Raw genomic sequence first — 24,270 nt, 5'->3', positions numbered from 1 at the left:
CTCTGGAGCTCGATCAGCTCTTGGTCGAGAAGCGGTAGCCAGTGCCCCGGACGGTTTGTACCAGATTTTCGTAGGCTTCACCCAGCGCCTTGCGCAGACGACGGATGTGCACGTCGACCGTGCGTTCCTCGACATAGACGTTGCCGCCCCACACCTGGTCCAGCAACTGGCCACGGGTGTAGGCGCGCTCCTGGTGGGTCATGAAGAACTGCAACAGGCGGTATTCGGTGGGGCCCATCTCGGCGGGCTTGCCGTCGATGGTGACACGGTGGCTGATCGGGTCGAGCAGCAGGCCGCCGACTTCGATCGGTGCTTCGCTGTCGCTCGGGCCGGTACGACGCAGCACGGCTTTCAGGCGCGCTACCAGCTCACGCGGCGAGAACGGCTTGGTGATGTAGTCGTCAGCGCCCACTTCCAGGCCCTGGATCTTGTTGTCCTCTTCACCCTTGGCGGTGAGCATGATGATCGGGATGTCGCCCGTCAGCTCATCACGCTTCAGGCGGCGGGCCAGTTCGATACCGGAGGTGCCGGGCAACATCCAGTCGAGCAGGATCAGGTCCGGTTTGCGGTCGACGATGATCGCGTGGGCCTGTTGGGAGTTTTCCGCTTCCAGGCAGTCATAGCCGGCCATTTCCAGGGCAACGGCGATCATCTCGCGAATGGGCGCTTCGTCGTCGACGATCAGAATGTTCCTGCCAACCATGCTCAAAACCTCTCCTGGATTCGGTGTCTTGGCCCGCATTAGATAACGGAATTATTGCAGCTGTGTGACAGGGTGTTGGCCGTTCTGGCGACATTGCGTGACTGAACTAGGCTTCAAAGAGCCGCAATCGTGGCACCTGAACCCAATTTCCCCCGAAACAATGGTGAATCCAATGACACGACAAACGCTGAGCTGGATGGCCCTTTTCACTGCGCTGGCGCTCCCGGGGGTGGCGTCGGCCCACCATGCCATGGAGAAGGACGGCATGTGGGTCGATCATGCCGGCATGACCCTGTACACCTTTGACAAGGATGCGGGCGGCAAGTCGATGTGCAATGGCGATTGCGCCACCAACTGGCCGCCATTGAAGGTAATGGATGGCGAAAAGGCCGATGGCAAGTGGACGCAGATCAAGCGTGACGACGGCTCGATGCAGTGGGCCTACGACGGCAAGCCGCTGTATACCTTCATCAAGGACAAGAAGGCCGGGGACAAGACCGGTGACGGCGTGAAAGACGTCTGGCATATCGCCAAGCCTTGAGATTGCCGGGGCCGCTGTGCGGCCCATCGCGACACAAGGCCGCTCCTTGTATGTTGTGCCTAGCCTGATGAGAGAGGTTATTCTCGTCAGGCTATAGAAGCACTTCCGGGGAGGCCGATCGCTCCTGAAGGCAGGGTTTGCCCCTGACCTTGTCTGTAGAGAGGCCCCCCGCCTCATTGCCCACTACGAAGAGTATCGAGAAGCCGACAAGTCGGACTTCGCATTACAAGGTTGCAGCGGCATGAAGTTCGAGGTCGGGGAACCGGAGGCCATTGTTACCTAACTCGCTTGGGAGTGGGAAGAATGAATGTCTGTGTGGGCCTGGATATTGGTTCTCGTACGTCGATCGTTGGGGTGCGTAAAGATGGGCGTCCCGCTGGACAGTGGGATATCGCTCAAACCCCTGCTGGTCGTAAGGCAGCGGTGAAAAAGCTGCAGGCGCTCAAGCCCAAGTCGATCGTGATGGAGGCGACCGGAATCTATTACCTGGACCTGGCCCTTGAGCTGCATGCTGCGGACCTTCCTGTTTCGGTGATCAACCCCAAGAGCTTCCATAATTTCGCCAAGCTGATGCTGGTGAACAGTAAAACTGACTCGATAGATGCTCAGTTGCTGTCCGAGTACGGTGAACGTATGACACCGCGCTTGTGGACACCGCCAAGCTCCGTACAGCTTGAGCTGAGGGCTCTTGGCCGGCACATCAATCGTCTGGTCGGGCACCGCACCAGGGCGAAGAATGAGCTGCATGCATTGCAGGCGACCGCTACGACCGTGTCGATGCTGATCGAAGATCAAGAGGAAGCGATTGCCACTTTGGACAATCGCATTGAGCGTTTCCGCAAAGCCGGACGTGAGTTGATCGCTCAGTGTCCGACGCTTAACCGGCAGTACAAGCAGTTACTAGCGGGCCCGGGAATGGGAGAAGTCTCGGCACTTGCTGCCTTGGCTGAGCTGACCACCCTTCCTCAAATGCTCAAGTCCTCTCAGGTCGCTCGTCATGCTGGTCTAGATGTTCGACAGACACAGTCGGGGACAAGCATTGATAAACCTGGTCGGCTCGGCAAAAGCGGGAATGCCTATTTACGGGCGGCCATGTACATGCCGGCGCTGACGGCGGTGCGCTGCGATCCTTACGCGAAGGCCTTTTATGAATCGCTGGTCAGCAGGGGGAAGAAAAAAATGCAAGCGATCGCCGCTGTCATGCGCAAGTACCTGACAGGCATATGGGCATGCATGCGCGGCGATGAACCATTTGATACGGCCAAGCTTTTCAGCTCTGAACACCTTAGAAAAGCTTGACCGCCAACAGAGTATCTACAGGGTCCTGCATACGCCGATCAGTGTGGGAGCGGCCTTGCGTCGCGATGGGCTGCAAAGCAGCCCCATAATATTCAGCGCAACGCGTAATCCAGCACCACACCAATGAACACCAGCAACCCCGCCCAGTGGTTGTGCAAAAACGCCTTGAAGCACGACTCGCGGTCCAGCTTGCGCGTCGACCAGTACTCCCAGGCAAAGCACGCCGCAGCGCCCAGCAACCCCAGGTGGAACCAGCCCCCCAGCTCGAAGCGGCTGCCCGCCAGCAACAGGCAGCCCAGCGACAGCAGCTGCAAGGTGAGGATGATGGAGCGGTCGGCCTCGCCGAACAGAATGGCGGTCGACTTCACGCCGATCTTCAGGTCGTCATCGCGGTCGACCATGGCGTAATAGGTGTCGTAACCCACCGTCCACAGCAGGTTGGCGATGTACAGCAGCCAGGCGCTGGCCGGCAGCTCGCCGCCCGCGGCAGTGAAGGCCATGGGGATGCCCCAGGAATACGCCGCCCCAAGCACCACCTGTGGGTAATAGGTGTAGCGCTTCATGAACGGGTAGCAAGACGCCAGCGCCACCGCGCCGAACGACAGCCACACCGTGCGGCTGTTGGTGCACAGCACCAGCAGGAAGCTTACCGCGACCAGAATCGCAAACAGTGCCAGCGCCTCGCGCGGCTTGACCCTGCCGCTGGCCAACGGCCGGTCGGCGGTGCGTTTGACGTGGCCGTCCACCTTGCGGTCGGCAAAGTCGTTGATGCAGCAGCCTGCGGCCCGCATCAGCACCACGCCAAGGCCGAAGATCAGCACGTTGGCCACGGTGGGAGAACCGTTGCCGGCAATCCACACCGCCGAAAGGGTTGGCCACAGCAGCAGATAGATACCGATCGGGCGGTCCATGCGGCTGAGCTGGACGAAGTCCCAGGCCCGCGGGTGCAGGCGGTTCAGCGACTTGAGCAGTTGCAGGTACATCAGCGGTTTTCCTCCCTGGCCGCTTGCCACAATGCCGGCAGGAACACTTCTGCCACCAGCAGCTCCAGGCCGCCTCGTTCAAAGCGCGAGCGACGGCCCCACAGGGCTGCATGGGCTGCGTCGGTCGGTAGCCAGGCCTGTGGATAACTGCACACTTCGATCGGGTGGCGGATGAACGCCTGGTCGCAGAACAGCAACTCGCCCAGCGAGCGGCTGCCGAGGGTTTCCAGGTCCAGCCCGCCGCGCTCCAGGGCGCTGCGGCTGGCCACACTGCGGGCGAACACCCAAGGCTGGCCATGGCCGCGCAGGTACACCTCGCGCACCCAGCCTTCGCTGCCGGCAGCAATGCCCAACGCCTGGCATTCATCCTCGCGCAGCGCTTGCCAGCCCTCGAACAGCGGGGTAACGGAGAAGTGATCAGAAGACAGGCGGGTCAGGCGGCGGGTCAGCGAGCCTTCGTCGAACAGCCAGTCAAGGGTAGGCTGGTCGAAGTCGGTCGCCAGCTGTGAATACGGCAGCCACGCGACAGCGGCTGCTTGCGGGGATTCGTACGACACGTCGGTCTGCTTGTTACAACCAATGAGGCGGCGAGCTTAGCATGATTGCCCCGACTGCTTGCATACTGCGGGCAGGGCCGATAAAAAAGCCCCCCATGAATTGCGCGCTGGCTGTTTCGCGGGCACGCCCGCTCCCACAGATATCACCACAACCTCTGGCCCGTGGAGTTCCTGTGGGAGCGGGCGTGCCCGCGAAGAGGCCATCAGCTGCGACACAAAGCCCCAGCCTGAACCGAGGAAAAAGACCTGATGAAAAAGTGGCAATGTATTGTCTGTGGCCTGATCTACGACGAAGCCGAAGGCTGGCCCGACGACGGCATCGCCCCCGGCACTCGTTGGGAAGATGTGCCTGACGACTGGCTGTGCCCGGACTGTGGCGTGGGTAAAAGCGACTTTGAAATGATCTCCATCGGCTAATCGAGGAAAGCACGACATGACGTCCCCTGTGGTAATCATCGGTACTGGCCTGGCGGGCTACAACCTGGCCCGTGAATTTCGCAAGCTCGATGCGCAGACGCCGCTGCTGCTGATCACCGCCGACGATGGTCGCTCCTACTCCAAGCCCATGCTCTCCATGGGCTTTGCCAAGCAGAAGGACGCCGACGGCCTGTGCATGGCCGAGCCGGGCGTCATGGCCGAGCAACTGAACGCCGAGATCCGCACCCATACCCGCATCAGCGGCATCGACCCGGGCCACAAGCGCCTGTGGATCGGCGAAGAGGCCGTGGAGTACCGCGACCTGGTGCTGGCCTGGGGGGCGCAGACCGTGCAGGTGCCGATCGAAGGCGATGGCAGCCATCTGGTGTTCCCGATCAACGACCTGGAAGATTACGCACGCTTCCGTGCCGCCGCCGTAGGCAAACAACGTGTGCTGATCCTCGGTGCCGGCCTGATCGGCTGCGAATTCGCCAACGACATGAGCCTGGGTGGCTTCCAGGTCGACGTGGTGGCGCCGTGTGAACAGATCATGCCGACCCTGCTGCACCCGGCCGCTGCGGCAGCGGTGCAGGGCGGGCTGGAGGGCCTGGGTGTGCGCTTTCATCTGGGGCCGGTGCTGACCCGCCTGCAGCAGGTGGCCCAAGGCCTGGAGGCGCACCTGTCGGATGGCAGTGTGATCGCCTGCGACCTGGTGGTTTCGGCCATCGGCCTGCGCCCCCGGATCGACCTGGCTGCCGCAGCCGGCTTGCAGACCAATCGTGGCGTCAGCGTAAACCGCGAGCTGCGTACCTCTCACGCCAACATCTTCGCCCTCGGCGACTGTGCCGAGGTCGATGGCATCAACCTGCTCTACGTGATGCCGCTGATGAGCTGTGCCCGGGCGCTGGCGCAAACCCTGGCCGGCAAACCGACCGCGGTTGCCTACGGGCCCATGCCGATCACCGTGAAAACCCCGGCCTGCCCGCTGGTGGTTTCGCCGCCGCCCCTGGCCCACGAGGGCATTTGGCAGGTAGAGGGGCAGGGCAGTGACCTCAAGGTGCTCTGCCACGGCGCTGACGGCGCATTGCTGGGCTATGCCCTGACCGGGGCTGCCGTTATGGAGAAGCTCGCACTGAATCGCCAGTTACCGCCGGTAATGGCGTAAATAGAGGGCGTTCTGTCGGATTTATCCTGTTGTTGCCTGCACAATGGCCGGCCTGATACTGGCGCGGCCCCTGAGCACGTGCCATTCTCACTTCCGTCTGCCGCAGATTAGAGCCTGCGGTGCCTTGAGCGCTGCTCCCAAAGGCAGCACGGCATAACAACAAGAATTCCGTCAAAGAGGCTTCACTATGCGCAAACCAGAACTCGCCGCCGTCATCGCCGATAAGGCTGATCTGACCAAGGAAAAGGCCAATCAGGTGTTGAACGCGATTCTCGACAGCATTACCGGTGCCCTGGACAAGGACACGGTGACCCTGGTCGGTTTCGGCACCTTCGAAAAACGTCATCGCGGCGCGCGTACCGGTAAAAACCCGCAAACGGGTGAGCCGGTAAAGATCAAAGCCAGCAATACCGTGGCCTTCAAGCCAGGCAAGAACCTCAAGGACAGCGTCAATCCACCGGCCGCGCCAGCCAAGGCCGCCAAGAAAAAGTAAGCTTCCGCTGACGATTCGTTGATCCCGAACGGGCGCCTTCATGGCGCCCGTTGTGCTTTACACGCGGTAACTGCTGCGAACTTGCATAAAAAGGTCGTTAAGAGGATAAACTGCGAAACTTAGTCACTTTTCAATCGAGGCGTGTCGATGAAGTTCCGCTTTCTTCTCTGGGCCATGGGGCTTTTGATGGCCAGGGCCAGCCGTAACAACCCGGCATTCCAGCAGCAGCTCAAGGGCAAGGACCTGGTGTTCCAGATGCAGACCCTGGACGGCAAGGTTGCCCGGCACTTCGTCGTCAACAACGAGCGCATCAGCAGCAAGGGCGGCGCACATCCGCAGCCGGCCTTCGCCATCGCCTTCAAGGACGCTGCCTACGGCTACGCCACGATGCAGGCGGGCAACAAGCAGTTGGCGTTCATGCAGGGGATTCAGGACAAGAACATCCAGATCAAGGGCAACCCGGCCCTGGTGATGTGGTTCCAGGGGCTGATGAAGTACCTGAAACCGAAGAAGAAAGGCTGAAATTGCCGGGGCTGCTGCGCAGCCCATTCGCCGGCAAGCCAGCTCCCACAGGTACCGCACAGGGTTTGAGACCAATGCGGTCGATGTGGGAGCTGGCTTGCCGGCGATTGGGCCGCAAAGCGGCCCCTCGTGATATCAGTGCGGTGCTTGAAACTGCGAAGCCAGTTCGCGCAGCAGGGTCTCGGCCTCAAGCACCTTGTTCACCACATCCTCAGCCTTTTCCCTGGTAATCCCAAGGCGCTCCAACAACTCGTCAGGAATCTCTTCCTGCGGCCCGGAGCCAATCCCCCGCGAGCGCAACAGGCGGGTGGCCAGGCACACCAGGTTGGGGAACGCCGAGTACTCGCCATCGTAGGCCGGGTCGTGCTGGAAGCGCAGCGCGGTCGACAGCTCTTCGGGCATGTCCCACAGCTTCATCAGCCAGGCACCGATCTGTTCGCGGTTGATGCCCAGCAGGTGCTGTTCCACGTAGGTGTGGTTCAGGTGCGGGTTCACCTCCAGATGGCGGCAAATCAGCGAGAAATGTGGCGGGAACACGTGCGCCAGCAGCAGGTAGCCGAAGTTGTGCAGCAGCCCGGCCAGGTAGGTCAGACCGGCTTCGGGGCGTTCTGCCCGAGGCATGGCGCGGGTCAGGCCTTCGATGATCGCGGCAGTGTAGATCGACTGCTGCCAGTAGGGTGTGGCCTGCTGCGGCTGGTCTTTCGGCAGGCTCAAGGTCTTGCCCAGCGCCAGGCCCAGGGCCAGGTTGATCACCAGGTCGAAGCCCAGCACGCGCACGATGGCGTCTTCTACCGAGCGGATCTTGCCCGGCGAAGCGTAGTAGGGCGACGCGGCCCAGCTCACCACCTGTGCCGCCAGCGCCGGGTCGGTTTCGACCACGCCGGTGATGTCATCGATGCTCGCGTTGGGGTCTACCCGCAGCTTGATGATCTTCTGCGCGGTATCGGCCAGTGGCGGAATCTCGATGGTTTCTTCCAGGCGTTTCTGGATGCGGCGGGCGGTGAAGGCCTGAACGGCATCGGTGATTTCCTGGGTGTCGTCATGGGGGCGGTCGAGGTTGGGGCTGATGGCCTCGATCTCCTGGCCGAAGCTGCTTTCGCTGGCCTTGGCCAGCATGCGCTTGAAGTGGGCGCGCTCGATCTCCAGCAGCAGCCCGCTTTCGCCAGACTGGATGTACACGGTCTCGGCGCTGAGCAGGCTCTTTTCGTACTGGCACGGTGAGCTGGTCAGGGCGGGAATGCCGGGCAGGGCCTTGAGATGGTGTTTGTCGAGCATTTGCTTGAGGCGTGGTACCGACACTGCGGTCAGCTTGCGCCCGGTCAGCTCGGCCAGGCGGCTGAGGTCCAGCAGTTGGCTCTGCGGGAACAGCACCATGAGGGCGCCGACCTCGTCGTCGAGAAGCACCGCCTGTACCCGCGAAGCCGCAGGCAGCTGCGGGTGTTCGACGACCTCGCGGTAGACCACGCCGAGCTTGTCGAGCAGCAGCTTGATGACAGAGGGGGCGTGTGGGGTTGCGGTGTCCAGGGCAACTTCAGTCATGGTCCGTATCCACTGATTCTTTTAAACGCGAAGTATAACCAGCCTGCGAGCAAATCTGGATCCATTCTGGGACTAGCGTCACACTTGGCCATATTGCTGGCCATGGCGCAGCCAGCGGTCGAGCAGCGGGCTGACATGGTCCGGCCAGCGGGCCACCAGGGCCTGGGCGGCATCGCGCACAGCCGGTAAAAGGTCGGCATCGCGCATCAGGTCGGCGACCTTGAATTGCAGCAGGCCGGTCTGGCGTGTCCCCAGCATTTCGCCTGGGCCGCGTAGTTCGAGGTCTTTCTCGGCAATGATGAAGCCGTCGTTGGTCTCGCGCATGATCCCTAAGCGTTCGCGGCCGATCTGCGACAGCGGCGGGTGGTACAACAGCACGCAATGGCTGACGGCACTGCCCCGGCCAACCCGGCCGCGCAGCTGGTGCAACTGGGCCAGGCCCAGGCGTTCGGGGTTTTCGATGATCATCAGGCTGGCGTTGGGTACGTCCACGCCTACTTCGATGACGGTGGTCGCGACCAGCAGCTGCAATTCACCGGCCTTGAACTGCGCCATGATTTCGGCTTTTTCAGCCGGCTTCATACGGCCGTGGATCAGGCCCACACGCAGTTCGCCCAAGGCGCTGCCGAGTTCTTCATACGTGCTTTCGGCGGCCTGGCAGGTCAGCTCTTCGGATTCTTCGATCAGGGTGCACACCCAGTAGGCCTGGCGCCCCTCGGCGCAGGCTGCGCGAACCCTTTCGACCACTTCGAAGCGTCGGCTGTCGGCTACCAGCACGGTGTTTACCGGGGTGCGCCCAGGCGGCAACTCGTCGAGCACCGAGGTGTCCAGATCGGCGTAAGCACTCATGGCCAGGGTGCGCGGAATAGGCGTGGCGGTCATGATCAGCTGGTGCGGGCACAACTGGCCGGCTACGCCTTTCTTGCGCAGGGCCAGACGTTGCTGCACGCCAAAACGGTGCTGTTCGTCAATGATCGCCAGGGCCAGGTGCTTGAACTTCACTTCTTCCTGGAACAGCGCGTGGGTGCCGACCACCATCGGCGCACCGTTGGCAATCTGCTCCAGGGCGCTGGCCCGGGCCTTGCCCTTGAGCTTGCCGGCCAGCCAGGCCACTTCAATGCCCAGCGGCTCGAGCCAGCGCTTGAAGGTGATGAAGTGCTGTTCGGCGAGGATCTCGGTGGGCGCCATCAGCGCCACCTGATAGCCGGCTTCCAGCCCTTGCAGGGCTGCCAGTGCGGCGACCACGGTCTTGCCGGCACCGACATCGCCCTGCACCAGGCGCATCATCGGCTCGTGCTGGCTGAGGTCGTAGGCAATTTCGTTGGCCACCCGCTGCTGTGCGCCGGTCGGCTGAAAGCCCAGGTTGGCCAGGTACTGCGCCTGCAGGCGCGTGGCCTTGGGCAGCACGGGCGCCCGCAGGCTGCGCAGGCTCTCGCGCAGGCGTTGCTGCGACAGCTGGTGGGTCAGCAGTTCTTCGAAGGCCAGGCGGTGCTGGGCCCAGTGCTGGCCTTCGGCAAGTTCGTCGAGGTCGGCGTCGGCGGGCGGGTTGTGCAGGTAACGGATGGCATCGTCCAGCGGCGCCAATTGGTAGTCCCGGGCCAGCTCGTCAGGCAGCCAGTCGGGCAGGCTGCGCGGGCCAAGCAGGCCCAGGCTCTGCTGGCACAACAGGCGCAGGCGTTGCTGGGTGAGGCCTTCGGTGGACGGGTAGATCGGCGTCAGGGTCTGTTCGACCGGTGGCGGCGGCTCGTCGCCGTTCAGCGCGCGGTACTCCGGGTGGTAGATTTCCAGGCCCGAGGCACCGGGGCGGGCTTCGCCGTAGCAGCGCAGGTGGGTGCCACGTTTCAGGCCTTCCTTCTGCGCGTTGCTGAAGTGGTAGAAGCGCAAGGTCAGCACGCCGCTGCCGTCGCCCAGGCGTACCACCAGGCTGCGGCGCTTGCCCATGGTCACGTCGGTACCACTGACCACACCTTCGATAACCGCATCCTGGCCGGGGCGCAGTTGGCCGATCGGCACCACGCGGGTGCGGTCCTGGTAGCGCAGGGGCAGGTGGAACAGCACGTCCTGCAGGTTCTCCAGGCCAACCTTGGCGAGTTTTTCCGCCATGGCCTCGCCAACACCCTTGAGTACCGTGACCGGGACCTTCGACAGCTCACTCATGACTCAGGCCGGTTGTTCCGCAGGGGCTTTGGCGACCGAGCACAGGCGGATCGAGTCGGCGAGGATCTCGATGGCCTTCGGCCGCGGGAAGCTGGCGCGCCAGGCGATGGCCACGGTACGGAACGGTGCCGGTGCAGTCAGTGGGCGCACTTCGATAATGCCTGGGGCGTAATGATGGCTGTGCACCGCCGACAGCGGCAGGATCGACACGCCAAGGCCCGAGGCCACCATGTGGCGAATGGTTTCCAGCGAGCTGGATTCGACCGTGGTGTGCCTGGCGCCTTCGCCGCCCTTGTTCAGGGTCGGGCAGGCTTCCAGTACCTGGTCGCGGAAACAGTGGCCCTCACCGAGCAGCAACAGGCTCTTGTCGTTGAGCATGGCGGTGTCGATGGTCTTTTTTGCCGTCCATGGGTGGTCGGCGGGCATCAGGGCGCAGAACGGCTCATCGTACAGCGGCAGGGTCAGCACATCGGCTTCGTTGAACGGCAGGGCGATGATCACTGCATCCAGCTCGCCGTTACGCAGCTTTTCACGTAGCACGTGGGTGAAGTTTTCTTCGATGTACAGCGGCATCTGCGGCGCTACGCGGTGCAGTTGCGGGATCAGGTGCGGGAACAGGTAGGGGCCGACGGTGTAGATGGCACCGACCTTGAGCGGGGCGGTCAGCTGGTTCTTGCCAGCCTGGGCCAGTTCGCGAATGCCTTGGGCCTGCTCCAGTACCTTCTGCGCCTGGGCGACGATGCTTTCGCCGACCGGGGTCAGGCGTACCGCGCTTTTGCTGCGCTCGAAGATCAGAACGCCAAGCTCGTCCTCGAGCTTCTTCACACCGACCGACAGGGTCGGCTGGCTCACGTGGCAGCGTTCGGCGGCATGGCCGAAGTGCTGTTCCTGGGCGAGTGTGACGATGTAGCGTAATTCGGTGAGGGTCATAACGTGCGTCCATGAAGTTGCGGGCCCAGCATAGCGGCTGCAATCGATAGACGCACGTTATCAGAGTTGCCGATTTGTGACAGAAGCAAAAGTCTTAGCGGCGGTCCAGCGAGTAGACGAACGGTGCCACGACTTCGATCGTGCCATTATTCAGCAACTCGGGTGGCGGCTTGGGTACCGTGCCGGCCCGACGGATCATTTCCAGGGTCGCCCGGTCCAGTGCAGCACTGCCCGAACCACCTGCCATGGAGTACGACACCACCTTGCCTTCGGCGTCGACCACGAAGCGCAGGCGGTTGATGCCTTGCAGGCCGCGACGGCGCGCGTCTTCCGGGTAACGCTTGTACTTCGCCAGGTGGCGCAGCAGGTCGCTCTGCCAGGTTGGCAGGGCGTTGCTGTTGGACGCAATGCTCGGCGCCGGTGCAGCGGACTTCTGCGGTGGCGTGTTGCTTGGCGGTGCGTCTACCGTTTGCTCGGTGGGTGGCGCTTCCTTAGGCGGCTCAGGCTTTTTCTCGGGCTTCGGCGGCTGGGGCTTGGCCTTCGGCTTGGGCGGCTTGGGGATGGCGATCTTGGGCTTGGGGGCTTCGGCCAGCTTGGGCAGTGGCGGTTCTTCGACCGGTGCCGGTGGCTGTGGCGCCGCTTTCGGTGGCGGTGGTGGCGCTGGCTCCGGTAACGGTGCCAGCTCGACCATCATCGCTGCCGGGGGCAGTTCGATGGCCTGGGGCACCGACCAGTTGAGCGTCAGCAGCACGGCGACCACGTGCACGCCCAGCACGATCGCCAGGCTGCCACCGTAGCGCGCCATGTTTGAGCGCGTTTTCGTCATTTCTTGGCTGCCGTCTCGAGACCTACCAGACCGACCTTGAGGTAGCCGGCCGCACGCATGTTGTTCATCACTTCCATCAGGTCGCCGTAATCCACGCCTTTGTCAGCCTGGAAGAAGATGGTGGTTTCCTTGTCACCCTTGGTCTTGGCGTCGAGCATCGGGCCAAGCTGGTCGGGCGCAGCAACCTGATCGTCGCCGACGTACAGTTTCTGGTCGGCCTTGACGCTGACGAACACCGGTTTCTCGGGCCTCGGCGCCGGTTTGGCGGTTGAAGCGGGCAGGTCGACCTTGATGTCGACCGTGGCCAAGGGGGCCGCGACCATGAAGATGATCAGCAGCACCAACATCACGTCGATGAACGGCGTAACGTTGATTTCGTGGTTTTCGGCGAGGTCGTCGCCACCTTCGTTGAGATGCAGGCCCATGGCTTACCCCACTTTCACCATGTGCGGGGCAGCGCGCTCGCTGCCCTGGTGGTCCAGGTCACGGCTGACCAGCAGCAGTACCTGGGCGGAGGCGTCGGACACCTGGGCCTTGTAGCCTGCGATAGAGCGGGCGAAGACGTTGTAGATGACTACAGCCGGGATTGCAGCGACCAGGCCCAGAGCGGTGGCCAGCAGGGCTTCGGCGATACCTGGGGCAACTACGGCCAGGTTGGTGGTCTGGGTCTTGGCGATGCCGATGAAGCTGTTCATGATGCCCCATACGGTACCGAACAGACCGACGAACGGCGCGGTGGAACCGATGGTGGCAAGTACGCCGGTGCCGCTGCTCATGGTGCGACCGCTGGCGTGAACCAAGCGCTCCAGGCGGAAGCTGACGCGCTCCTTGATGCCTTCTTTTTCGCGGGCATTGGCCGACAGGCGCATCTCCTCGAGGGCGTCGTGGACCAAGGTGTGGGACAGGGTGCCTTCCTTGTTGGAGAGGTCACTGGCTTCTTTCAGGGTGGTGGACTTCTTCAGCTGGGCGATTTCACCACGCAGACGACGCTTGGCGCCCATCAGCTCGAAGCCTTTGGCGATCCAGATGGTCCAGGTGATGATGGAGGCGATGGCCAGGCCGATCATGACGATCTTCACCACGATGTCGGCGTTCTTGTACATGCCCCATGGGGACAGGTCGTGGGCCATGCCCAGCGAGGTGTCTTCTACCAAGGCTTGAACGTTCGAGTCTGCCGGGGGCGTTGCATCGGCCGGGGTGGCAGCAGTGGCGTTGGCAGCAGGCGCCTGCGCGTCGGCAGCCGGGGCTGCAGCAGGTGCGGCCGGGGCAGTGGCAGCAGCAGGCGCGGCGGAGCTGGCGGTTGGCTCATCGGCCATGGCCACCGGGGCCAGCACCAGGCTGAGTGTCAGCGCGGCGATGGCGCGCCAGGCGCGCGACGGGGTTGGCGAAGCGGAAGGTTGAATACGTGTCATGCTGGCCGGACCTGATGAAGAAATAAAGTGAGCGTTCTCCAAGGCCTCGAGGTAGGCCGAGAACAGATTGGCGGCCATTATTGCAAGTAATTCTTGTTAACAAAAGTAATCTTGTTGCTTTTTTCGCCTATGGTCTAGCCGCCCATCGTGTAGCGTGGCCGGGCTGATCAATTGGTCTAGGGAGTTCAGAGATGTCAGACCTTTCCGTGATGGTGGTGGGTTGTGGTGATGTAGGTGGGCGTCTGGCCCTGCAAATGCTGGGCAAAGGCTGGCAGGTAAGCGGCCTGCGCCGCGCTGTCGGGCAGTTGCCTGCGGGCGTTCAACCGGTTGCCGCGGACCTGGCCGAACCGTCGATCCCGCAAGCCTGGCCACAGGGTCCGCTGGATTACCTGGTGTACTGCGTGGCGGCCAGCCAGCACGACGAGGCCGGTTACCAGGCGGCCTATGTGGATGGCTTGCGCCATGTGCTGGCCTGGCTGGCCGAGCGAGGCCAGCGCCCCCGTCGCCTGCTGTTCGTCTCCAGCAGCAGTGTGTATGCGCAGAAGGACGGCGAGTGGATCGAGGAAGGCGCGGCCACCGAGCCTGAAGGTTATTCCGGGCGGGTGATGCTGGAGGCTGAGCGGCTGGCGCTGGCCAGTGGTATCCCGGCGAGCGTTGTGCGCCTGACGGGCATCTACGGCCCAGGCCGCGAGTGGCTGCTGAGCCAGGTGCGCCAGGGTTACCGTGTGGCCGAGGAGCCACCGCTGTATGGCAACCGCATCCACGCCGAGGATGCCGCCAGCCTGTTGGCGTTTCTGCTGCAGGCCGATGCCGATGGCAAGGTGCTGGACGACTACTACATTGGCGTTGACGACGACCCGGCGCCGCTGGCTGACGTGGTGGCCTGGCTGCGGGCATACATGGGGGTTACCGAGTGGTCCGATGAACAACGGGTGCGGCGTACCGGCAGCAAGCGCTGCAGCAACGCCCGAGCCCGGGCATTGGGCTGGGCGCCGGTGTATCCGAGCTACAAGGAAGGCTATGCCGCCATCCTGAAAGGAAAAGCTTAGCTGGCGAGGGTGACGCGCTCCCACTGGTATCGAGAGTATCCTGTGGGAGCGGGGGTGCCCGCGAAGGCTCCAGCGCGGTGGATGTCACCGGCTTTGCCGGTGTTCGCGGGCATGCCCGCTCCCACAAAGAACGTCTACAGCCAGCAGAAGTGCTTCAGCTGCGTTCCAGCACCCACTGGCGCTTGCCCGCCGCCAGCTCCGGCATTTCATCCGGTTGCGCACGGTTCACTGCCTGGAAAATCTCCAGCTTGTCGCCATCACGCTTGATGATGAACGGTGCACCGCGCTGGTTACGCTCCAGCCACAGGCTGTCATTGCTGCCGCCCATGGTCGCGCAGTCGCCTGCCAGGCACAGTGCGAAACGGTCTGGCCCCGGCAGGCCTGTGACGTTGCCGGTGTCGCTGAAGCGCACGCTGGCACCTTTGCCCTCGCCTTCGACCACCTTCCAGTTGCCGCCCAGGTAGGCTTGGTACAGCGCTTTCTCGAAGCTGCTGCCCAGCGGCGCATTGGCAGCCGCCGGCGCCTTGGCACGGACGAAGGTCTGCTTGGCGCCACGCTGGTCGACGGCTTGCAGCTCGTCACCGTCGAGCGACAGCTGCTCGGTCTGGCCGCCCTCGAAGCTGGCCTGCCATTGCTTTTCGTTGCTGCTCAGCTGGCCGTCAGCGGCCTCGAAGCCATTGCTGTAGCTGGCCTGCTGGCTGGCAACGTCGAGCTTCCATTCGAACACCGGGCCGTGTTCATTCAGCGCTTGGCGCAGGCTTCCGCCTTTTACCGCAGCAGTGATGGCCTCCTGGTTGATCCAGGTGCCGTTGAAATCTTCGGGTTTGTGGCTGGCGCAGCCGCCCAGTAGCAGGGCTGCCAGCGCGAGGGGCAGTGCTTGACGCATGACGGGGTAACCTTGCAAAGGAGGGGTGACGGGCAGGGCGCCCGTCACCGGGGGCATCATTCGATGACCAGGATGGCGTCCATTTCGACCTGGGCGCCTTTCGGCAGCGCGGCAACGCCAATGGCGGCACGGGCCGGGTAGGGCTGTTCGAAGTAGCGGCCCATTACCTCGTTGACCTTGGCGAAGTGGCTCAGGTCGGTGAGGAAGATGTTCAGCTTGACGATGTCCTTGAACGAACCGCCAGCGGCTTCAGCCACGGACTTCAGGTTCTCGAACACCTGCACGGTCTGGGCTTCGAAGCCTTCGACCAGTTCCATGGTCTTAGGGTCCAGCGGGATCTGGCCCGACATGTACACCGTATTGCCGGCCTTGATCGCCTGCGAGTAGGTGCCGATGGCGGCTGGGGCCTTGTCGCTAGTGATGACGGTCTTGCTCATGATGACTCCTTGCGGTTGGCGGACTACGTACGCATGCGGGTGATGCGGACCACACCGGTCAGGGTACGCAGCTTCTTGATCACACGCGCCAGGTGCACACGGTCGTGCACGCTGACCACCAGTTGGACCACGCTGATACGGCCGTCGCGTTCGTCCATGCTGATCTTCTCGATGTTGCCGTCGGCGGCGTTGACGCTGCTGGCCAGCAGGGCGATAAGGCCGCGCTGGTGCTCCAGTTCGACACGCAGTTCGACATTGAACTCACCGGTGATGTCCTTGGCCCAGGAAAGCTGTACGCACTTCTCCGGGTTATGGCGGATTTCACTGATGTTGCGGCAATTCTCCAGGTGCACGACCATGCCCTTGCCGGCTGACAGGTGGCCGACGATCGGGTCGCCAGGGATTGGCGTGCAGCACTTGGCGTAGCTCAGCACCAGGCCTTCGGTACCACGGATCGCCAGCGGGCCTTCAGGTGCAGGCAGTTGCTCGCCGTCGGCCGACAGCAGGCGGCGTGCGACCACGTAGGCCATGCGGTTGCCCAGGCCGATGTCTTCGAGCAGGTCTTCGATCAGTTCCAGGCGGTACTCGGCGAGAATCGCCTGGATGCGCTCCTGGGGGATTTTCTCCAGGCTGCTGTCGAAGCCGGTGAGCACCTTGTTCAGCAGGCGTTCGCCCAGGCTGATGGACTCGGAGCGGCGCTGTTGCTTGAGCGCGTGGCGGATGTGCGTGCGCGCCTTGCCGGTCACCACGAAGTTGAGCCAGGCCGGGTTCGGCCGTGCGCCTGGGGCGCTGACGATTTCCACCGTCGAGCCGCTTTGCAGCGGTTCGGACAGCGGCGCCAGGCGGCGGTTGATGCGGCAGGCGATGCAGCTGTTGCCGACGTCGGTGTGCACCGCGTAGGCGAAGTCCACCGCCGTGGAGCCTTTGGGCAGCTCCATGATGCGGCCTTTGGGCGTGAACACGTAGACCTCGTCCGGGAACAGGTCGATCTTCACGCTCTCGATGAATTCCAGCGAGTTGCCGGCACGCTGCTGCAGTTCGAGGATGCCCTTGACCCACTGGCGCGCGCGGGCGTGGCTGCCCTTGGGCTGTTCATCGTCGTTGGACTTGTACAGCCAGTGCGCGGCAATGCCGTTGTTGGCCATCTCTTCCATCTCACGGGTGCGGATCTGGATTTCGATGGGCACGCCGTGCATGCCGAACAGCGTGGTGTGCAACGACTGGTAGCCGTTGGCCTTGGGGATCGCGATGTAATCCTTGAAGCGACCGGGCAGCGGCTTGTACAGGTTGTGCACGGCGCCAAGCACGCGGTAGCAGGTATCGACCTTGTCGACGATGATGCGGAAGGCATACACGTCCATGATCTCGTTGAAGGCACGGCGCTTGCCGCGCATCTTCTTGTAGATGCCATAGAGGTGTTTCTGCCGGCCGCTGACCTCGCCCTCGATGCCGTCGGCAGCCAGGCAGTTGGCCAGCGAATGCTCGATCTTGGCGACGATCTCTTTGCGGTTGCCGCGTGCGCTTTTCACCGCCCGGTGAATCAGCGACGAGCGCATCGGGTGCATGGCCTTGAAGCCGAGGTCCTCGAACTCCACGCGCACGGTGTGCATGCCCAGGCGGTTGGCGATGGGGGCGTAGATTTCCAGGGTTTCCTTGGCGATGCGCCGGCGTTTTTCGCCGGACAGCACTTCCAGGGTGCGCATGTTGTGCAGGCGGTCGGCCAGCTTGACCAGGATCACGCGAATGTCGCGGGCCATGGCCATGGCCATCTTCTGGAAGTTTTCGGCCTGCGCCTCGGCCTTGGTCTCGAAGTTCATCTGGGTCAGCTTGCTGACCCCATCGACCAGTTCGGCCACCGTCTCGCCAAACTGCTGGCTGAGGGCTTCCTTGGCGATACCGGTGTCTTCGATGACATCGTGCAGCATGGCCGCCATCAGGCTTTGATGGTCCATGTGCATGTCGGCGAGGATGCTGGCCACGGCCAGCGGGTGGGTCACGTAGGGCTCGCCACTGCGGCGGCGCTGCCCATCGTGGGCCTGTTCGGCGTAGAAATAGGCGCGCCGAACCAGGTTGACCTGTTCGGGGCCAAGGTAGGTCGACAGCCGTTCGGCCAAGGCTTCTATACCCGGCATGGGTTCACCTCCTGCGGAGGACGAGGGCCTTGCGCCGTGCGACGTCGACCTGGCATCAATCAGACAGCCTCGTTGTTCTCGTCCTCGAAGGCGGCGAAGACCGGATCCTCGGTGACGATCTCTTCAGCGGCGATGAACTCGTTGGTGACGATGCCTTCGGCGATTTCACGCAGGGCAACAACGGTCGGTTTGTCGTTTTCCCACGCAACGCGGGGCTCTTTGCCGCCGGTCGCCAGCTGGCGAGCGCGCTTGGTCGAGAGCATGACCAGCTCGAAGCGGTTATCCACGTGTTCCAGGCAGTCTTCAACAGTTACGCGGGCCATGGTCTTCCTCAGTAGCAAATGCGGTGGGCGTGCAGCCCAGTAATGGGCAGGCGGACTCGATAGTATAAAAATTCACCAGCCAATAGGGAAGCGCTGTTTTGCCGGGTGGTCACCTTGAAGCACTGTGTTTGCTTCTTCGCGGGCCAACCTGCCCCCACAGGCACCGCCTACCCTGTGGGAGCGGGTTTTCCGGCGAAAGGGCCGGACCAGACAGCCGCAATACTTGAGCCGACGATAACCTCAGAGCATCGCGCCACGCAACCGCGGCGTCAGCTCTTCGAAAAGGGTCTGCACCGAGCGCAGCGCCCGGCAGTCCGGCCGGGTCAGCAGCCACAGCTGCGTGTCGCAACCCGGCAGCGGTCCGCTCAGCGCATCCACGCCGGGCAGGGCGTGCACCATGTAGTCCGGCAGCGCCGCCACGCCCAGGCCGGCAGTTACCAGTTGGGCGATGGTCGACATGCCGCTGCACTGGTAGCGCGGGCTCAACCCAGGGTGCTGCTGGTTGCGCCAGACCACCGTGGGGTGGTCCTGCATCGAGTCGTCGGGGGCGATCCATGGCACGCTGACGGCCGATTCTGCCAGGCGCTCGCGCCACTGCGGCTTGCCGCAGACCACATAGGAGGTGGACCCCAGGTTGCGACCCACCAGGTGTTCCGGTGGTGTATTGGTCAGGCGCAGGGCAATGTCGGCATCGCGCCGGCTGAGGTTGGCGAAGGTGTTCGAGGTGCCCATCTCCAGCGACAAGGCCGGGTAGTTGGGCATGAACTCGGCCAGCGCCGGCAGCAGCAGGCTATGCATCACCGCCTCGGTGCAGGTCACCCGCACCGTGCCGCTTACAACCTGCTCGCCACTGGTCATGGCAATGCGCGCCGCCTCCAGCGCCTGTTCCGCGCGCTCGGCCTGCTCGGCCAGGGCCTGGGCAGTGTCGGTCGGCAGGTAGCCCTTGCGGCTCTTGACGAACAAGGCGGTGCCCAGCGCCGACTCCAGCCGTCGGATCGAGCGGAATACCGTCGAAACGTCGACTTTGAGGAGCTCGGCGGCTTTGGCCAGTGAGCGGCCGCGCTCCAGTGCCAGGACCAGGGAGAGGTCGGCGTGGGTGATCTGATATTGCATTGGTGCACGCTCTGCTTGCCGAATTGCCAATGTCTGTTGCGTCGGGGCCATTTTATAGTGAAACGGCCCCCCGGAATCAATGCGTCCGGTCGGGTAACCAATCCCCACGATGGGAAAGTGAAAAAAACAACAGCTGCAACCATCGTCGCCCGTGAGGCGCCAGCCGTATCCCCACATCGCCGCAGCACATCAAAGGATGTACACCATGACGTCGGTAACCCCGTGCGCCAGTTCTTCCAGCGAGATGAATGACTTCCTCCAGGCCCATCCGGAAACGCAGTACGTCGACCTGCTGATCTCCGACATGAATGGCGTGGTACGTGGCAAGCGCATCGAGCGGGCCAGCCTGCACAAGGTGTACGAGAAAGGCATCAACCTGCCGGCTTCGCTGTTCGCCCTGGACATCAACGGTTCCACGGTAGAGAGCACCGGCCTTGGCCTGGACATCGGCGATGCCGACCGCATCTGCTTCCCTATCCCCGGCACGCTGTCGGATGAGCCGTGGCAGAAACGCCCCACCGCCCAGCTGCTGATGACCATGCACGAGATCGAAGGCGCGCCGTTTTTCGCCGACCCGCGTGAAGTGCTGCGTCAGGTGGTGAGCAAGTTCGACGACCTGGGCCTCACTATTTGCGCGGCGTTCGAGCTGGAGTTCTACCTGATCGATCAGGACAACCTCAACGGCCGCCCGCAGCCGCCGCGCTCGCCCATTTCCGGCAAGCGTCCGCAGTCGACCCAGGTGTACCTGATCGACGACCTCGACGAATACGCCGACTGCCTGCAGGACATGCTCGAAGCGGCCAAGGAGCAGGGCCTGCCTGCCGATGCCATCGTCAAAGAAAGCGCCCCGGCGCAGTTCGAGGTCAACCTGCACCACGTGGCCGACCCGCTGAAGGCCTGCGACTATGCGATCCTGCTCAAGCGGCTGATCAAGAACGTTGCCTACGACCATGAGATGGACACCACCTTCATGGCCAAGCCCTACCCGGGCCAGGCCGGCAACGGCCTGCACGTGCATATCTCGCTGCTGGACAAGAAAACCGGCAAGAACATCTTCTCGAGCGATGACCCGCTGCAAAGCGACACGCTGCGCCACGCCATTGGTGGTGTGCTGGAGACCATGCCAGCGTCGATGGCCTTCCTCTGCCCGAACATCAACTCGTACCGCCGCTTCGGCGCGCAGTTCTATGTGCCCAATGCGCCGAGCTGGGGCCTGGACAACCGCACCGTCGCCGTGCGCGTGCCTACCGACAGCAGCGAAAACGTGCGCCTGGAACACCGTGTGGCCGGCGCCGATGCCAACCCGTACCTGATGCTCGCGGCAATCCTTGCCGGCGTGCATCACGGCCTGACCAACAAGGTCGAGCCGGATGCCCCGATCGAGGGCAACTCATACGAGCAGCTGGAACAGAGCCTGCCGAACAACCTGCGTGATGCCCTGCGCGCGCTGGACGACAGCGAAGTGCTCAACCAATACATCAGCCCGGACTACATCGATATCTTCGTGGCCTGCAAGGAAAGCGAGCTGGCCGAGTTCGAAGTGTCGATTTCCGACCTTGAGTACAACTGGTACCTGCACACGGTGTAAGCCCATGAGCGCAAATGCGGTCCCCTTGATCGGTGTCAGCGCCTGCCGCCAGCAGGTGGGGAAGAACTCGTCGCACACGGTAGGCGACAAGTATGTCGAGGCGGCCGGCTTTGCCGGTTTGCCGCTGATCCTGCCGGCCCGAGACGGGGGCAGCGACACGCAGGCGCTGTTGGCCCGGCTGCACGGCATTGTTTTTACCGGCTCGCCTTCAAATATCGAACCGCATCATTACAATGGCGCCCCTAGCGTAGCCGGCACCCGGCACGATCTGGCGCGCGATCGCCTGACCCTGCCGCTGCTGCAGGCAGCGATTGCCGCCGGCGTGCCGGTGTTCTGCATCTGCCGTGGCTACCAGGAACTGAATGTGGCGCTTGGCGGCAGCCTGCACCAGCGCGTGCAGGAAATGCCCGGGTACCTTGACCACCGCGAACCTGAGGACGCACCCCTGGAGGTGCAATACGGCCCTCGTCACCCTGTCGGCATCGAGCCAGGCGGGGTGTTCGAGCGCCTGGGCCTGGCGGCGCAGTTCGAGGTCAACTCGCTGCACAGCCAGGGTATCGACCGCCTCGCCCCGGGCCTGCGTGTCGAGGCACGGGCCCCGGATGGCCTGATCGAAGCGGTATCCATGCCTGCGGCGCCGGGCTTTGTGCTTGGCGTGCAGTGGCACCCGGAGTGGCGCTTCACCGAAAACCCGGTCTCGCTGCGCCTGTTCCAGGCGTTTCGCGAGGCCTGCGTTGCCTACGCGGCACGGGAGGGCGCACGGCAGGAGACATTCTGACGTCAGCCGAAGGTCTTGGATGACTGGTTCCCGGCAGCAAGCTTTCAATGAGTGAAAGCAGGCCTTGTGCGCAAGGCCTGCGAAAACAATTCCAAAATTTACGGCAAATACTCATGAGCAATTATACAGAAGCCGGCCGCCCACCCGATGTGGCGGCCGACGCGGGCAACACCCAACGCGGCAAGGGCTTGGCCAAAGGCCGCCTGGGCCTGCTGGCCAGCGTGGTGCTGGGCATTTCCACCATCGCCCCGGTCTACACCCTGACGGGCGCCCTTGGCCCGACCGTGCGCGAGGTGGGTGCCCACCTGCCCGCCGTATTCATCGTCGGCTTCCTGCCGATGCTGCTGGTGGCCCTGGGCTACCGTGAACTGAACTCGGCAGAACCGGACAGCGGTACTTCGTTTACCTGGTCGGCGCGTGCCTTCGGCCCGATGATCGGCTGGATCGGCGGCTGGGGGCTGGTGGTCGCCACTACCATCGTGCTGTCGAACCTGGCGGGGGTGGCGGTCGATTTCTTCTACCTGTTCCTTGGCCAGATCACCGGCAAGCATGAACTGGCAGCGTTGGCCGACAACCTGCTGATCAACATCAGCACTTGTTGCGTGTTCATCGGCCTGGCCGTGTGGATCTGCTGTCGCGGCATCGCCACCACCATGACCGTGCAGTACGGCCTGGTGGCCCTGCAGTTGCTGGTGCTGATCGGCTTTGCCTTTGCCGCCTTCGGCGGCACCACTGCGCCGCCACCGCTGGAGTTCGATTTCGCCTGGTTCAACCCGTTCGGTGTCGAGTCGTTCTCGGCCTTTGCCGCCGGGCTGTCGCTGTCGATCTTCATCTTCTGGGGCTGGGACACGTGCCTGACCGTCAGCGAAGAGTCGGTGGGCAGCGAAGAGGTGCCGGGCAAGGCCGCTACCTGGACCGTGATGTTGATCCTCGGCCTGTACTTGTTCACCGCCATCGCCACCCTGCAGTTTGCCGGTATCAGCGAAACCGGGCTGGGCCTGAACAACCCGCGCATCCAGGAGAACGTCTTCGCCCACCTGGCCGGCCCGGTCATGGGGCCGCTGGCAATCCTGATGTCCATCGCCGTGCTGGCCAGCACCGCGGCGTCGCTGCAGTCCACCTTCGTGGCACCTGCGCGCACCCTGTTGGCCATGGGTTACTACGGTGCGGTGCCGCAGAAGTTCGCCAGCGTCTGCCCGCGTTCGCAAACCCCGCGCTACGCCACCATCTGCGCCGGCGTGGCAGCAGGCCTGTTCTACGTGACCATGCGTACCCTGAGCGAGAACGTGCTGGCGGATACCATCACCGCGCTGGGCATGATGATCTGCTTCTATTATTCGCTGACCGCGTTCGCCTGCGTCTGGTATTTCCGCGACAGCCTGTTCGACAGCGTGCGCCACTTCATCATGCGTGGCCTGTGCCCGCTGGTCGGTGGGGTGATCCTGTCGGTGATCTTCGCACGGACCGCCATCGACAGCGCCTCGCCGGACTTCGGCAGTGGCTCGCATGTGGGCGGGTTGGGGCTGGTATTCGTGATTGCCGCGATCATCTCGGTGCTCGGCATCGGGCTGATGATGCTGTCGCGCATGCGGGCGCCGGCTTACTTCCTGGGGGCTACCCTGCGCCAGCAGGCTACCCTGCCTTTGCAGGAATAAATAATTGGGGCCGCTCTGCGGCCCTTCGCGGGCACGCCCGCTCCCACAGGTACAGCGCACGCCTCAGGGCGGTGACTAACCTGTGGGAGCGGGCGTGCCCGCGAAGGGCTGCAAAGCAGCCCCAATCGTTTTTCAGCCGATCAACTGCTTCAGTAGAGACCCGTGGCGCTGTTGCTGTTTCTTCAGCACCAGCCGGTTCGAACGGAACACCGCTTTCAAGTCTTCCAGCGCCGCGTCGAAATCATCATTGATGATCAGGTAGTCATACTCGTCGTAGTGCACCATCTCGCTGACCGCTTCCTTCATGCGCCCGGCGATGATCTCTTCGCTGTCCTGCCCGCGGCCGTCCAGGCGCTGACGCAGCGCTTCCTGGCTTGGCGGCAGGATGAACACCGACAATGCCTGCGGCATCAGCTTGCGCACCTGCTGGGCGCCTTGCCAGTCGATCTCCAGGATCAGGTCATAGCCCTGGTCCAGGGTCTGCTGCAGCGCACTGCGCGAGGTGCCGTAGAAGTTGCCGAACACTTCGGCATGCTCCAGGAAGTCGCCTTGCTGGATCAGCGCCTTGAACTCCTCGTGGACAACGAAGTGGTAGTTCACCCCGTGTTCCTCGCCCGGGCGCATGGCGCGGGTGGTGTGCGAGACCGAGACGCGGATTTGCTGGTCGTCCTTGGTCAGGGCTGTTACCAGGCTGGTCTTGCCGGCGCCCGAAGGGGCCGAAACGATGTAGAGGGTGCCGCTGCTGTGGTTCATGGTCGGGTTGGC

25 protein-coding genes are annotated in these 24,270 nt (G+C 63.2%); 10 read left to right on the top strand and 15 right to left on the bottom strand.

Going from position 1 to position 24,270, the window contains the following annotated elements:
• Positions 1-13 precede the first annotated feature (13 nt).
• Positions 14-703: a phosphate regulon transcriptional regulator PhoB gene (phoB, locus tag PP4_RS27105; RefSeq protein ID WP_003253341.1), complete on the bottom strand. Its 690-nt coding sequence runs from the start codon at positions 701-703 to the stop codon at positions 14-16.
• Positions 704-875: 172 nt separating this feature from the next.
• Between phoB and PP4_RS27100 the strand changes: the two genes are divergently transcribed.
• Positions 876-1,244 (top strand): COG4315 family predicted lipoprotein, encoded by a 369-nt coding sequence (locus PP4_RS27100; RefSeq protein ID WP_016502247.1) that lies wholly within the window; start codon positions 876-878, stop codon positions 1,242-1,244.
• 303 nt (positions 1,245-1,547) lie between these two features.
• Positions 1,548-2,543 carry an IS110 family RNA-guided transposase gene (locus PP4_RS27095; protein ID WP_016497900.1) on the top strand — a complete coding sequence of 332 codons (996 nt, stop codon included), beginning with the start codon at positions 1,548-1,550 and terminating at the stop codon, positions 2,541-2,543.
• A gap of 92 nt (positions 2,544-2,635) precedes the next feature.
• On the opposite strand, the gene ubiA is transcribed toward PP4_RS27095, so the two are convergent.
• Positions 2,636-3,526, bottom strand: a complete 891-nt coding sequence (gene ubiA, locus PP4_RS27090) for a 4-hydroxybenzoate octaprenyltransferase (RefSeq protein WP_016502246.1) — start codon at positions 3,524-3,526, stop codon at positions 2,636-2,638.
• On the bottom strand, positions 3,526-4,083 hold the full coding sequence (locus PP4_RS27085; RefSeq protein ID WP_016502245.1) for a chorismate--pyruvate lyase family protein: 558 nt from the start codon (positions 4,081-4,083) through the stop codon (positions 3,526-3,528). Before PP4_RS27085 ends, ubiA begins: the two co-directional genes overlap by 1 nt.
• A 249-nt stretch (positions 4,084-4,332) precedes the next feature.
• On the opposite strand from PP4_RS27085, the gene rubA reads away from it, so the two are divergent.
• From rubA to PP4_RS27065, 4 genes are all read left to right on the top strand, one after another.
• Complete coding sequence (rubA, locus tag PP4_RS27080; RefSeq protein WP_016502244.1) at positions 4,333-4,500, top strand: rubredoxin RubA; 168 nt, start codon at positions 4,333-4,335, stop codon at positions 4,498-4,500.
• Positions 4,501-4,516: 16 nt separating this feature from the next.
• On the top strand, positions 4,517-5,665 hold the full coding sequence (locus tag PP4_RS27075) for an NAD(P)/FAD-dependent oxidoreductase (protein WP_016502243.1): 1,149 nt from the start codon (positions 4,517-4,519) through the stop codon (positions 5,663-5,665).
• A gap of 187 nt (positions 5,666-5,852) precedes the next feature.
• Positions 5,853-6,158 (top strand): HU family DNA-binding protein, encoded by a 306-nt coding sequence (locus PP4_RS27070; protein ID WP_016502242.1) that lies wholly within the window; start codon positions 5,853-5,855, stop codon positions 6,156-6,158.
• Positions 6,159-6,305: 147 nt separating this feature from the next.
• On the top strand, positions 6,306-6,680 hold the full coding sequence (locus PP4_RS27065) for an SCP2 sterol-binding domain-containing protein (RefSeq protein ID WP_016502241.1): 375 nt from the start codon (positions 6,306-6,308) through the stop codon (positions 6,678-6,680).
• 135 nt (positions 6,681-6,815) lie between these two features.
• On the opposite strand, the gene PP4_RS27060 is transcribed toward PP4_RS27065, so the two are convergent.
• The 6 genes from PP4_RS27060 to exbB all read right to left on the bottom strand — a co-directional run bounded on the left by PP4_RS27060 (position 6,816) and on the right by exbB (position 13,544).
• Entirely contained in the window at positions 6,816-8,219 is a 1,404-nt protein-coding gene (locus PP4_RS27060) for an aminoacyl-tRNA deacylase and HDOD domain-containing protein (protein WP_016502240.1), read from the bottom strand.
• Positions 8,220-8,297: 78 nt separating this feature from the next.
• Positions 8,298-10,376 carry an ATP-dependent DNA helicase RecG gene (recG, locus tag PP4_RS27055; protein ID WP_016502239.1) on the bottom strand — a complete coding sequence of 693 codons (2,079 nt, stop codon included), beginning with the start codon at positions 10,374-10,376 and terminating at the stop codon, positions 8,298-8,300.
• Positions 10,377-10,379: 3 nt separating this feature from the next.
• Positions 10,380-11,306 (bottom strand): hydrogen peroxide-inducible genes activator, encoded by a 927-nt coding sequence (locus PP4_RS27050; protein WP_016502238.1) that lies wholly within the window; start codon positions 11,304-11,306, stop codon positions 10,380-10,382.
• 94 nt (positions 11,307-11,400) lie between these two features.
• A complete protein-coding gene (locus PP4_RS27045; RefSeq protein WP_016489831.1) occupies positions 11,401-12,132 on the bottom strand; it encodes an energy transducer TonB in 732 nt (243 codons plus the stop codon).
• Positions 12,129-12,557 carry a TonB system transport protein ExbD gene (gene exbD / locus PP4_RS27040; RefSeq protein ID WP_003253367.1) on the bottom strand — a complete coding sequence of 143 codons (429 nt, stop codon included), beginning with the start codon at positions 12,555-12,557 and terminating at the stop codon, positions 12,129-12,131. The genes PP4_RS27045 and exbD overlap by 4 nt, the downstream gene beginning before the upstream one ends.
• Positions 12,558-12,560: 3 nt before the next feature.
• Positions 12,561-13,544 (bottom strand): tonB-system energizer ExbB, encoded by a 984-nt coding sequence (exbB, locus tag PP4_RS27035; protein WP_041168152.1) that lies wholly within the window; start codon positions 13,542-13,544, stop codon positions 12,561-12,563.
• Positions 13,545-13,735: 191 nt separating this feature from the next.
• Here exbB and PP4_RS27030 point away from each other — a divergent pair, with 191 nt between their 5' ends.
• Positions 13,736-14,593 carry an SDR family oxidoreductase gene (locus PP4_RS27030; protein ID WP_016502235.1) on the top strand — a complete coding sequence of 286 codons (858 nt, stop codon included), beginning with the start codon at positions 13,736-13,738 and terminating at the stop codon, positions 14,591-14,593.
• A 154-nt stretch (positions 14,594-14,747) separates the two neighbouring features.
• Here the strand turns inward: PP4_RS27030 and PP4_RS27025 are convergent, their stop codons facing one another.
• The 5 genes from PP4_RS27025 to PP4_RS27005 form a co-directional block, all read right to left on the bottom strand.
• Positions 14,748-15,479 (bottom strand): hypothetical protein, encoded by a 732-nt coding sequence (locus PP4_RS27025; RefSeq protein WP_041167939.1) that lies wholly within the window; start codon positions 15,477-15,479, stop codon positions 14,748-14,750.
• Between the two features lie 56 nt (positions 15,480-15,535).
• On the bottom strand, positions 15,536-15,916 hold the full coding sequence (locus tag PP4_RS27020; RefSeq protein WP_016489827.1) for a RidA family protein: 381 nt from the start codon (positions 15,914-15,916) through the stop codon (positions 15,536-15,538).
• 23 nt (positions 15,917-15,939) lie between these two features.
• Positions 15,940-18,048 (bottom strand): bifunctional GTP diphosphokinase/guanosine-3',5'-bis pyrophosphate 3'-pyrophosphohydrolase, encoded by a 2,109-nt coding sequence (gene spoT / locus PP4_RS27015; protein WP_016502233.1) that lies wholly within the window; start codon positions 18,046-18,048, stop codon positions 15,940-15,942.
• A gap of 59 nt (positions 18,049-18,107) precedes the next feature.
• Positions 18,108-18,371 carry a DNA-directed RNA polymerase subunit omega gene (rpoZ, locus tag PP4_RS27010; protein WP_003253383.1) on the bottom strand — a complete coding sequence of 88 codons (264 nt, stop codon included), beginning with the start codon at positions 18,369-18,371 and terminating at the stop codon, positions 18,108-18,110.
• A gap of 240 nt (positions 18,372-18,611) precedes the next feature.
• Complete coding sequence (locus PP4_RS27005) at positions 18,612-19,484, bottom strand: LysR family transcriptional regulator (RefSeq protein ID WP_016502232.1); 873 nt, start codon at positions 19,482-19,484, stop codon at positions 18,612-18,614.
• Between the two features lie 205 nt (positions 19,485-19,689).
• On the opposite strand from PP4_RS27005, the gene PP4_RS27000 reads away from it, so the two are divergent.
• From PP4_RS27000 to PP4_RS26990, 3 genes are all read left to right on the top strand, one after another.
• Positions 19,690-21,072 carry a glutamine synthetase family protein gene (locus PP4_RS27000; protein ID WP_016502231.1) on the top strand — a complete coding sequence of 461 codons (1,383 nt, stop codon included), beginning with the start codon at positions 19,690-19,692 and terminating at the stop codon, positions 21,070-21,072.
• Positions 21,073-21,076: 4 nt separating this feature from the next.
• Complete coding sequence (locus PP4_RS26995) at positions 21,077-21,850, top strand: gamma-glutamyl-gamma-aminobutyrate hydrolase family protein (RefSeq protein ID WP_016502230.1); 774 nt, start codon at positions 21,077-21,079, stop codon at positions 21,848-21,850.
• Positions 21,851-21,963: 113 nt separating this feature from the next.
• Positions 21,964-23,505, top strand: a complete 1,542-nt coding sequence (locus PP4_RS26990) for an APC family permease (RefSeq protein WP_016502229.1) — start codon at positions 21,964-21,966, stop codon at positions 23,503-23,505.
• Positions 23,506-23,637: 132 nt separating this feature from the next.
• Here PP4_RS26990 and gmk read toward each other — a convergent pair whose 3' ends face one another.
• Positions 23,638-24,258 carry a guanylate kinase gene (gene gmk / locus PP4_RS26985; protein ID WP_016502228.1) on the bottom strand — a complete coding sequence of 207 codons (621 nt, stop codon included), beginning with the start codon at positions 24,256-24,258 and terminating at the stop codon, positions 23,638-23,640.
• Positions 24,259-24,270: the final 12 nt, after the last annotated feature.

Origin of the sequence: Pseudomonas putida NBRC 14164, assembly GCF_000412675.1 — a bacterium.
Lineage (GTDB): Bacteria > Pseudomonadota > Gammaproteobacteria > Pseudomonadales > Pseudomonadaceae > Aquipseudomonas > Aquipseudomonas putida.
The sequence above is the reverse complement of the archived record's forward strand: the minus strand, read 5'-3'. Positions and strand labels throughout refer to the sequence as shown.

Bases quoted from the DNA above. Each gene is read 5' to 3' on its own strand.
- phoB (WP_003253341.1), bottom strand. From the start codon at position 703: ATGGTTGGCAGGAACATTCTGATCGTCGACGACGAAGCGCCCATTCGC.
- PP4_RS27100 (WP_016502247.1), top strand. From the start codon at position 876: ATGACACGACAAACGCTGAGCTGGATGGCCCTTTTCACTGCGCTGGCG.
- PP4_RS27095 (WP_016497900.1), top strand. From the start codon at position 1,548: ATGAATGTCTGTGTGGGCCTGGATATTGGTTCTCGTACGTCGATCGTT.
- ubiA (WP_016502246.1), bottom strand. From the start codon at position 3,526: ATGTACCTGCAACTGCTCAAGTCGCTGAACCGCCTGCACCCGCGGGCC.
- rubA (WP_016502244.1), top strand. From the start codon at position 4,333: ATGAAAAAGTGGCAATGTATTGTCTGTGGCCTGATCTACGACGAAGCC.
- PP4_RS27075 (WP_016502243.1), top strand. From the start codon at position 4,517: ATGACGTCCCCTGTGGTAATCATCGGTACTGGCCTGGCGGGCTACAAC.
- PP4_RS27070 (WP_016502242.1), top strand. From the start codon at position 5,853: ATGCGCAAACCAGAACTCGCCGCCGTCATCGCCGATAAGGCTGATCTG.
- PP4_RS27065 (WP_016502241.1), top strand. From the start codon at position 6,306: ATGAAGTTCCGCTTTCTTCTCTGGGCCATGGGGCTTTTGATGGCCAGG.
- PP4_RS27060 (WP_016502240.1), bottom strand. From the start codon at position 8,219: ATGACTGAAGTTGCCCTGGACACCGCAACCCCACACGCCCCCTCTGTC.
- recG (WP_016502239.1), bottom strand. From the start codon at position 10,376: ATGAGTGAGCTGTCGAAGGTCCCGGTCACGGTACTCAAGGGTGTTGGC.
- PP4_RS27050 (WP_016502238.1), bottom strand. From the start codon at position 11,306: ATGACCCTCACCGAATTACGCTACATCGTCACACTCGCCCAGGAACAG.
- PP4_RS27045 (WP_016489831.1), bottom strand. From the start codon at position 12,132: ATGACGAAAACGCGCTCAAACATGGCGCGCTACGGTGGCAGCCTGGCG.
- exbD (WP_003253367.1), bottom strand. From the start codon at position 12,557: ATGGGCCTGCATCTCAACGAAGGTGGCGACGACCTCGCCGAAAACCAC.
- exbB (WP_041168152.1), bottom strand. From the start codon at position 13,544: ATGACACGTATTCAACCTTCCGCTTCGCCAACCCCGTCGCGCGCCTGG.
- PP4_RS27030 (WP_016502235.1), top strand. From the start codon at position 13,736: ATGTCAGACCTTTCCGTGATGGTGGTGGGTTGTGGTGATGTAGGTGGG.
- PP4_RS27025 (WP_041167939.1), bottom strand. From the start codon at position 15,479: ATGCGTCAAGCACTGCCCCTCGCGCTGGCAGCCCTGCTACTGGGCGGC.
- PP4_RS27020 (WP_016489827.1), bottom strand. From the start codon at position 15,916: ATGAGCAAGACCGTCATCACTAGCGACAAGGCCCCAGCCGCCATCGGC.
- spoT (WP_016502233.1), bottom strand. From the start codon at position 18,048: ATGCCGGGTATAGAAGCCTTGGCCGAACGGCTGTCGACCTACCTTGGC.
- rpoZ (WP_003253383.1), bottom strand. From the start codon at position 18,371: ATGGCCCGCGTAACTGTTGAAGACTGCCTGGAACACGTGGATAACCGC.
- PP4_RS27005 (WP_016502232.1), bottom strand. From the start codon at position 19,484: ATGCAATATCAGATCACCCACGCCGACCTCTCCCTGGTCCTGGCACTG.
- PP4_RS27000 (WP_016502231.1), top strand. From the start codon at position 19,690: ATGACGTCGGTAACCCCGTGCGCCAGTTCTTCCAGCGAGATGAATGAC.
- PP4_RS26995 (WP_016502230.1), top strand. From the start codon at position 21,077: ATGAGCGCAAATGCGGTCCCCTTGATCGGTGTCAGCGCCTGCCGCCAG.
- PP4_RS26990 (WP_016502229.1), top strand. From the start codon at position 21,964: ATGAGCAATTATACAGAAGCCGGCCGCCCACCCGATGTGGCGGCCGAC.
- gmk (WP_016502228.1), bottom strand. From the start codon at position 24,258: ATGAACCACAGCAGCGGCACCCTCTACATCGTTTCGGCCCCTTCGGGC.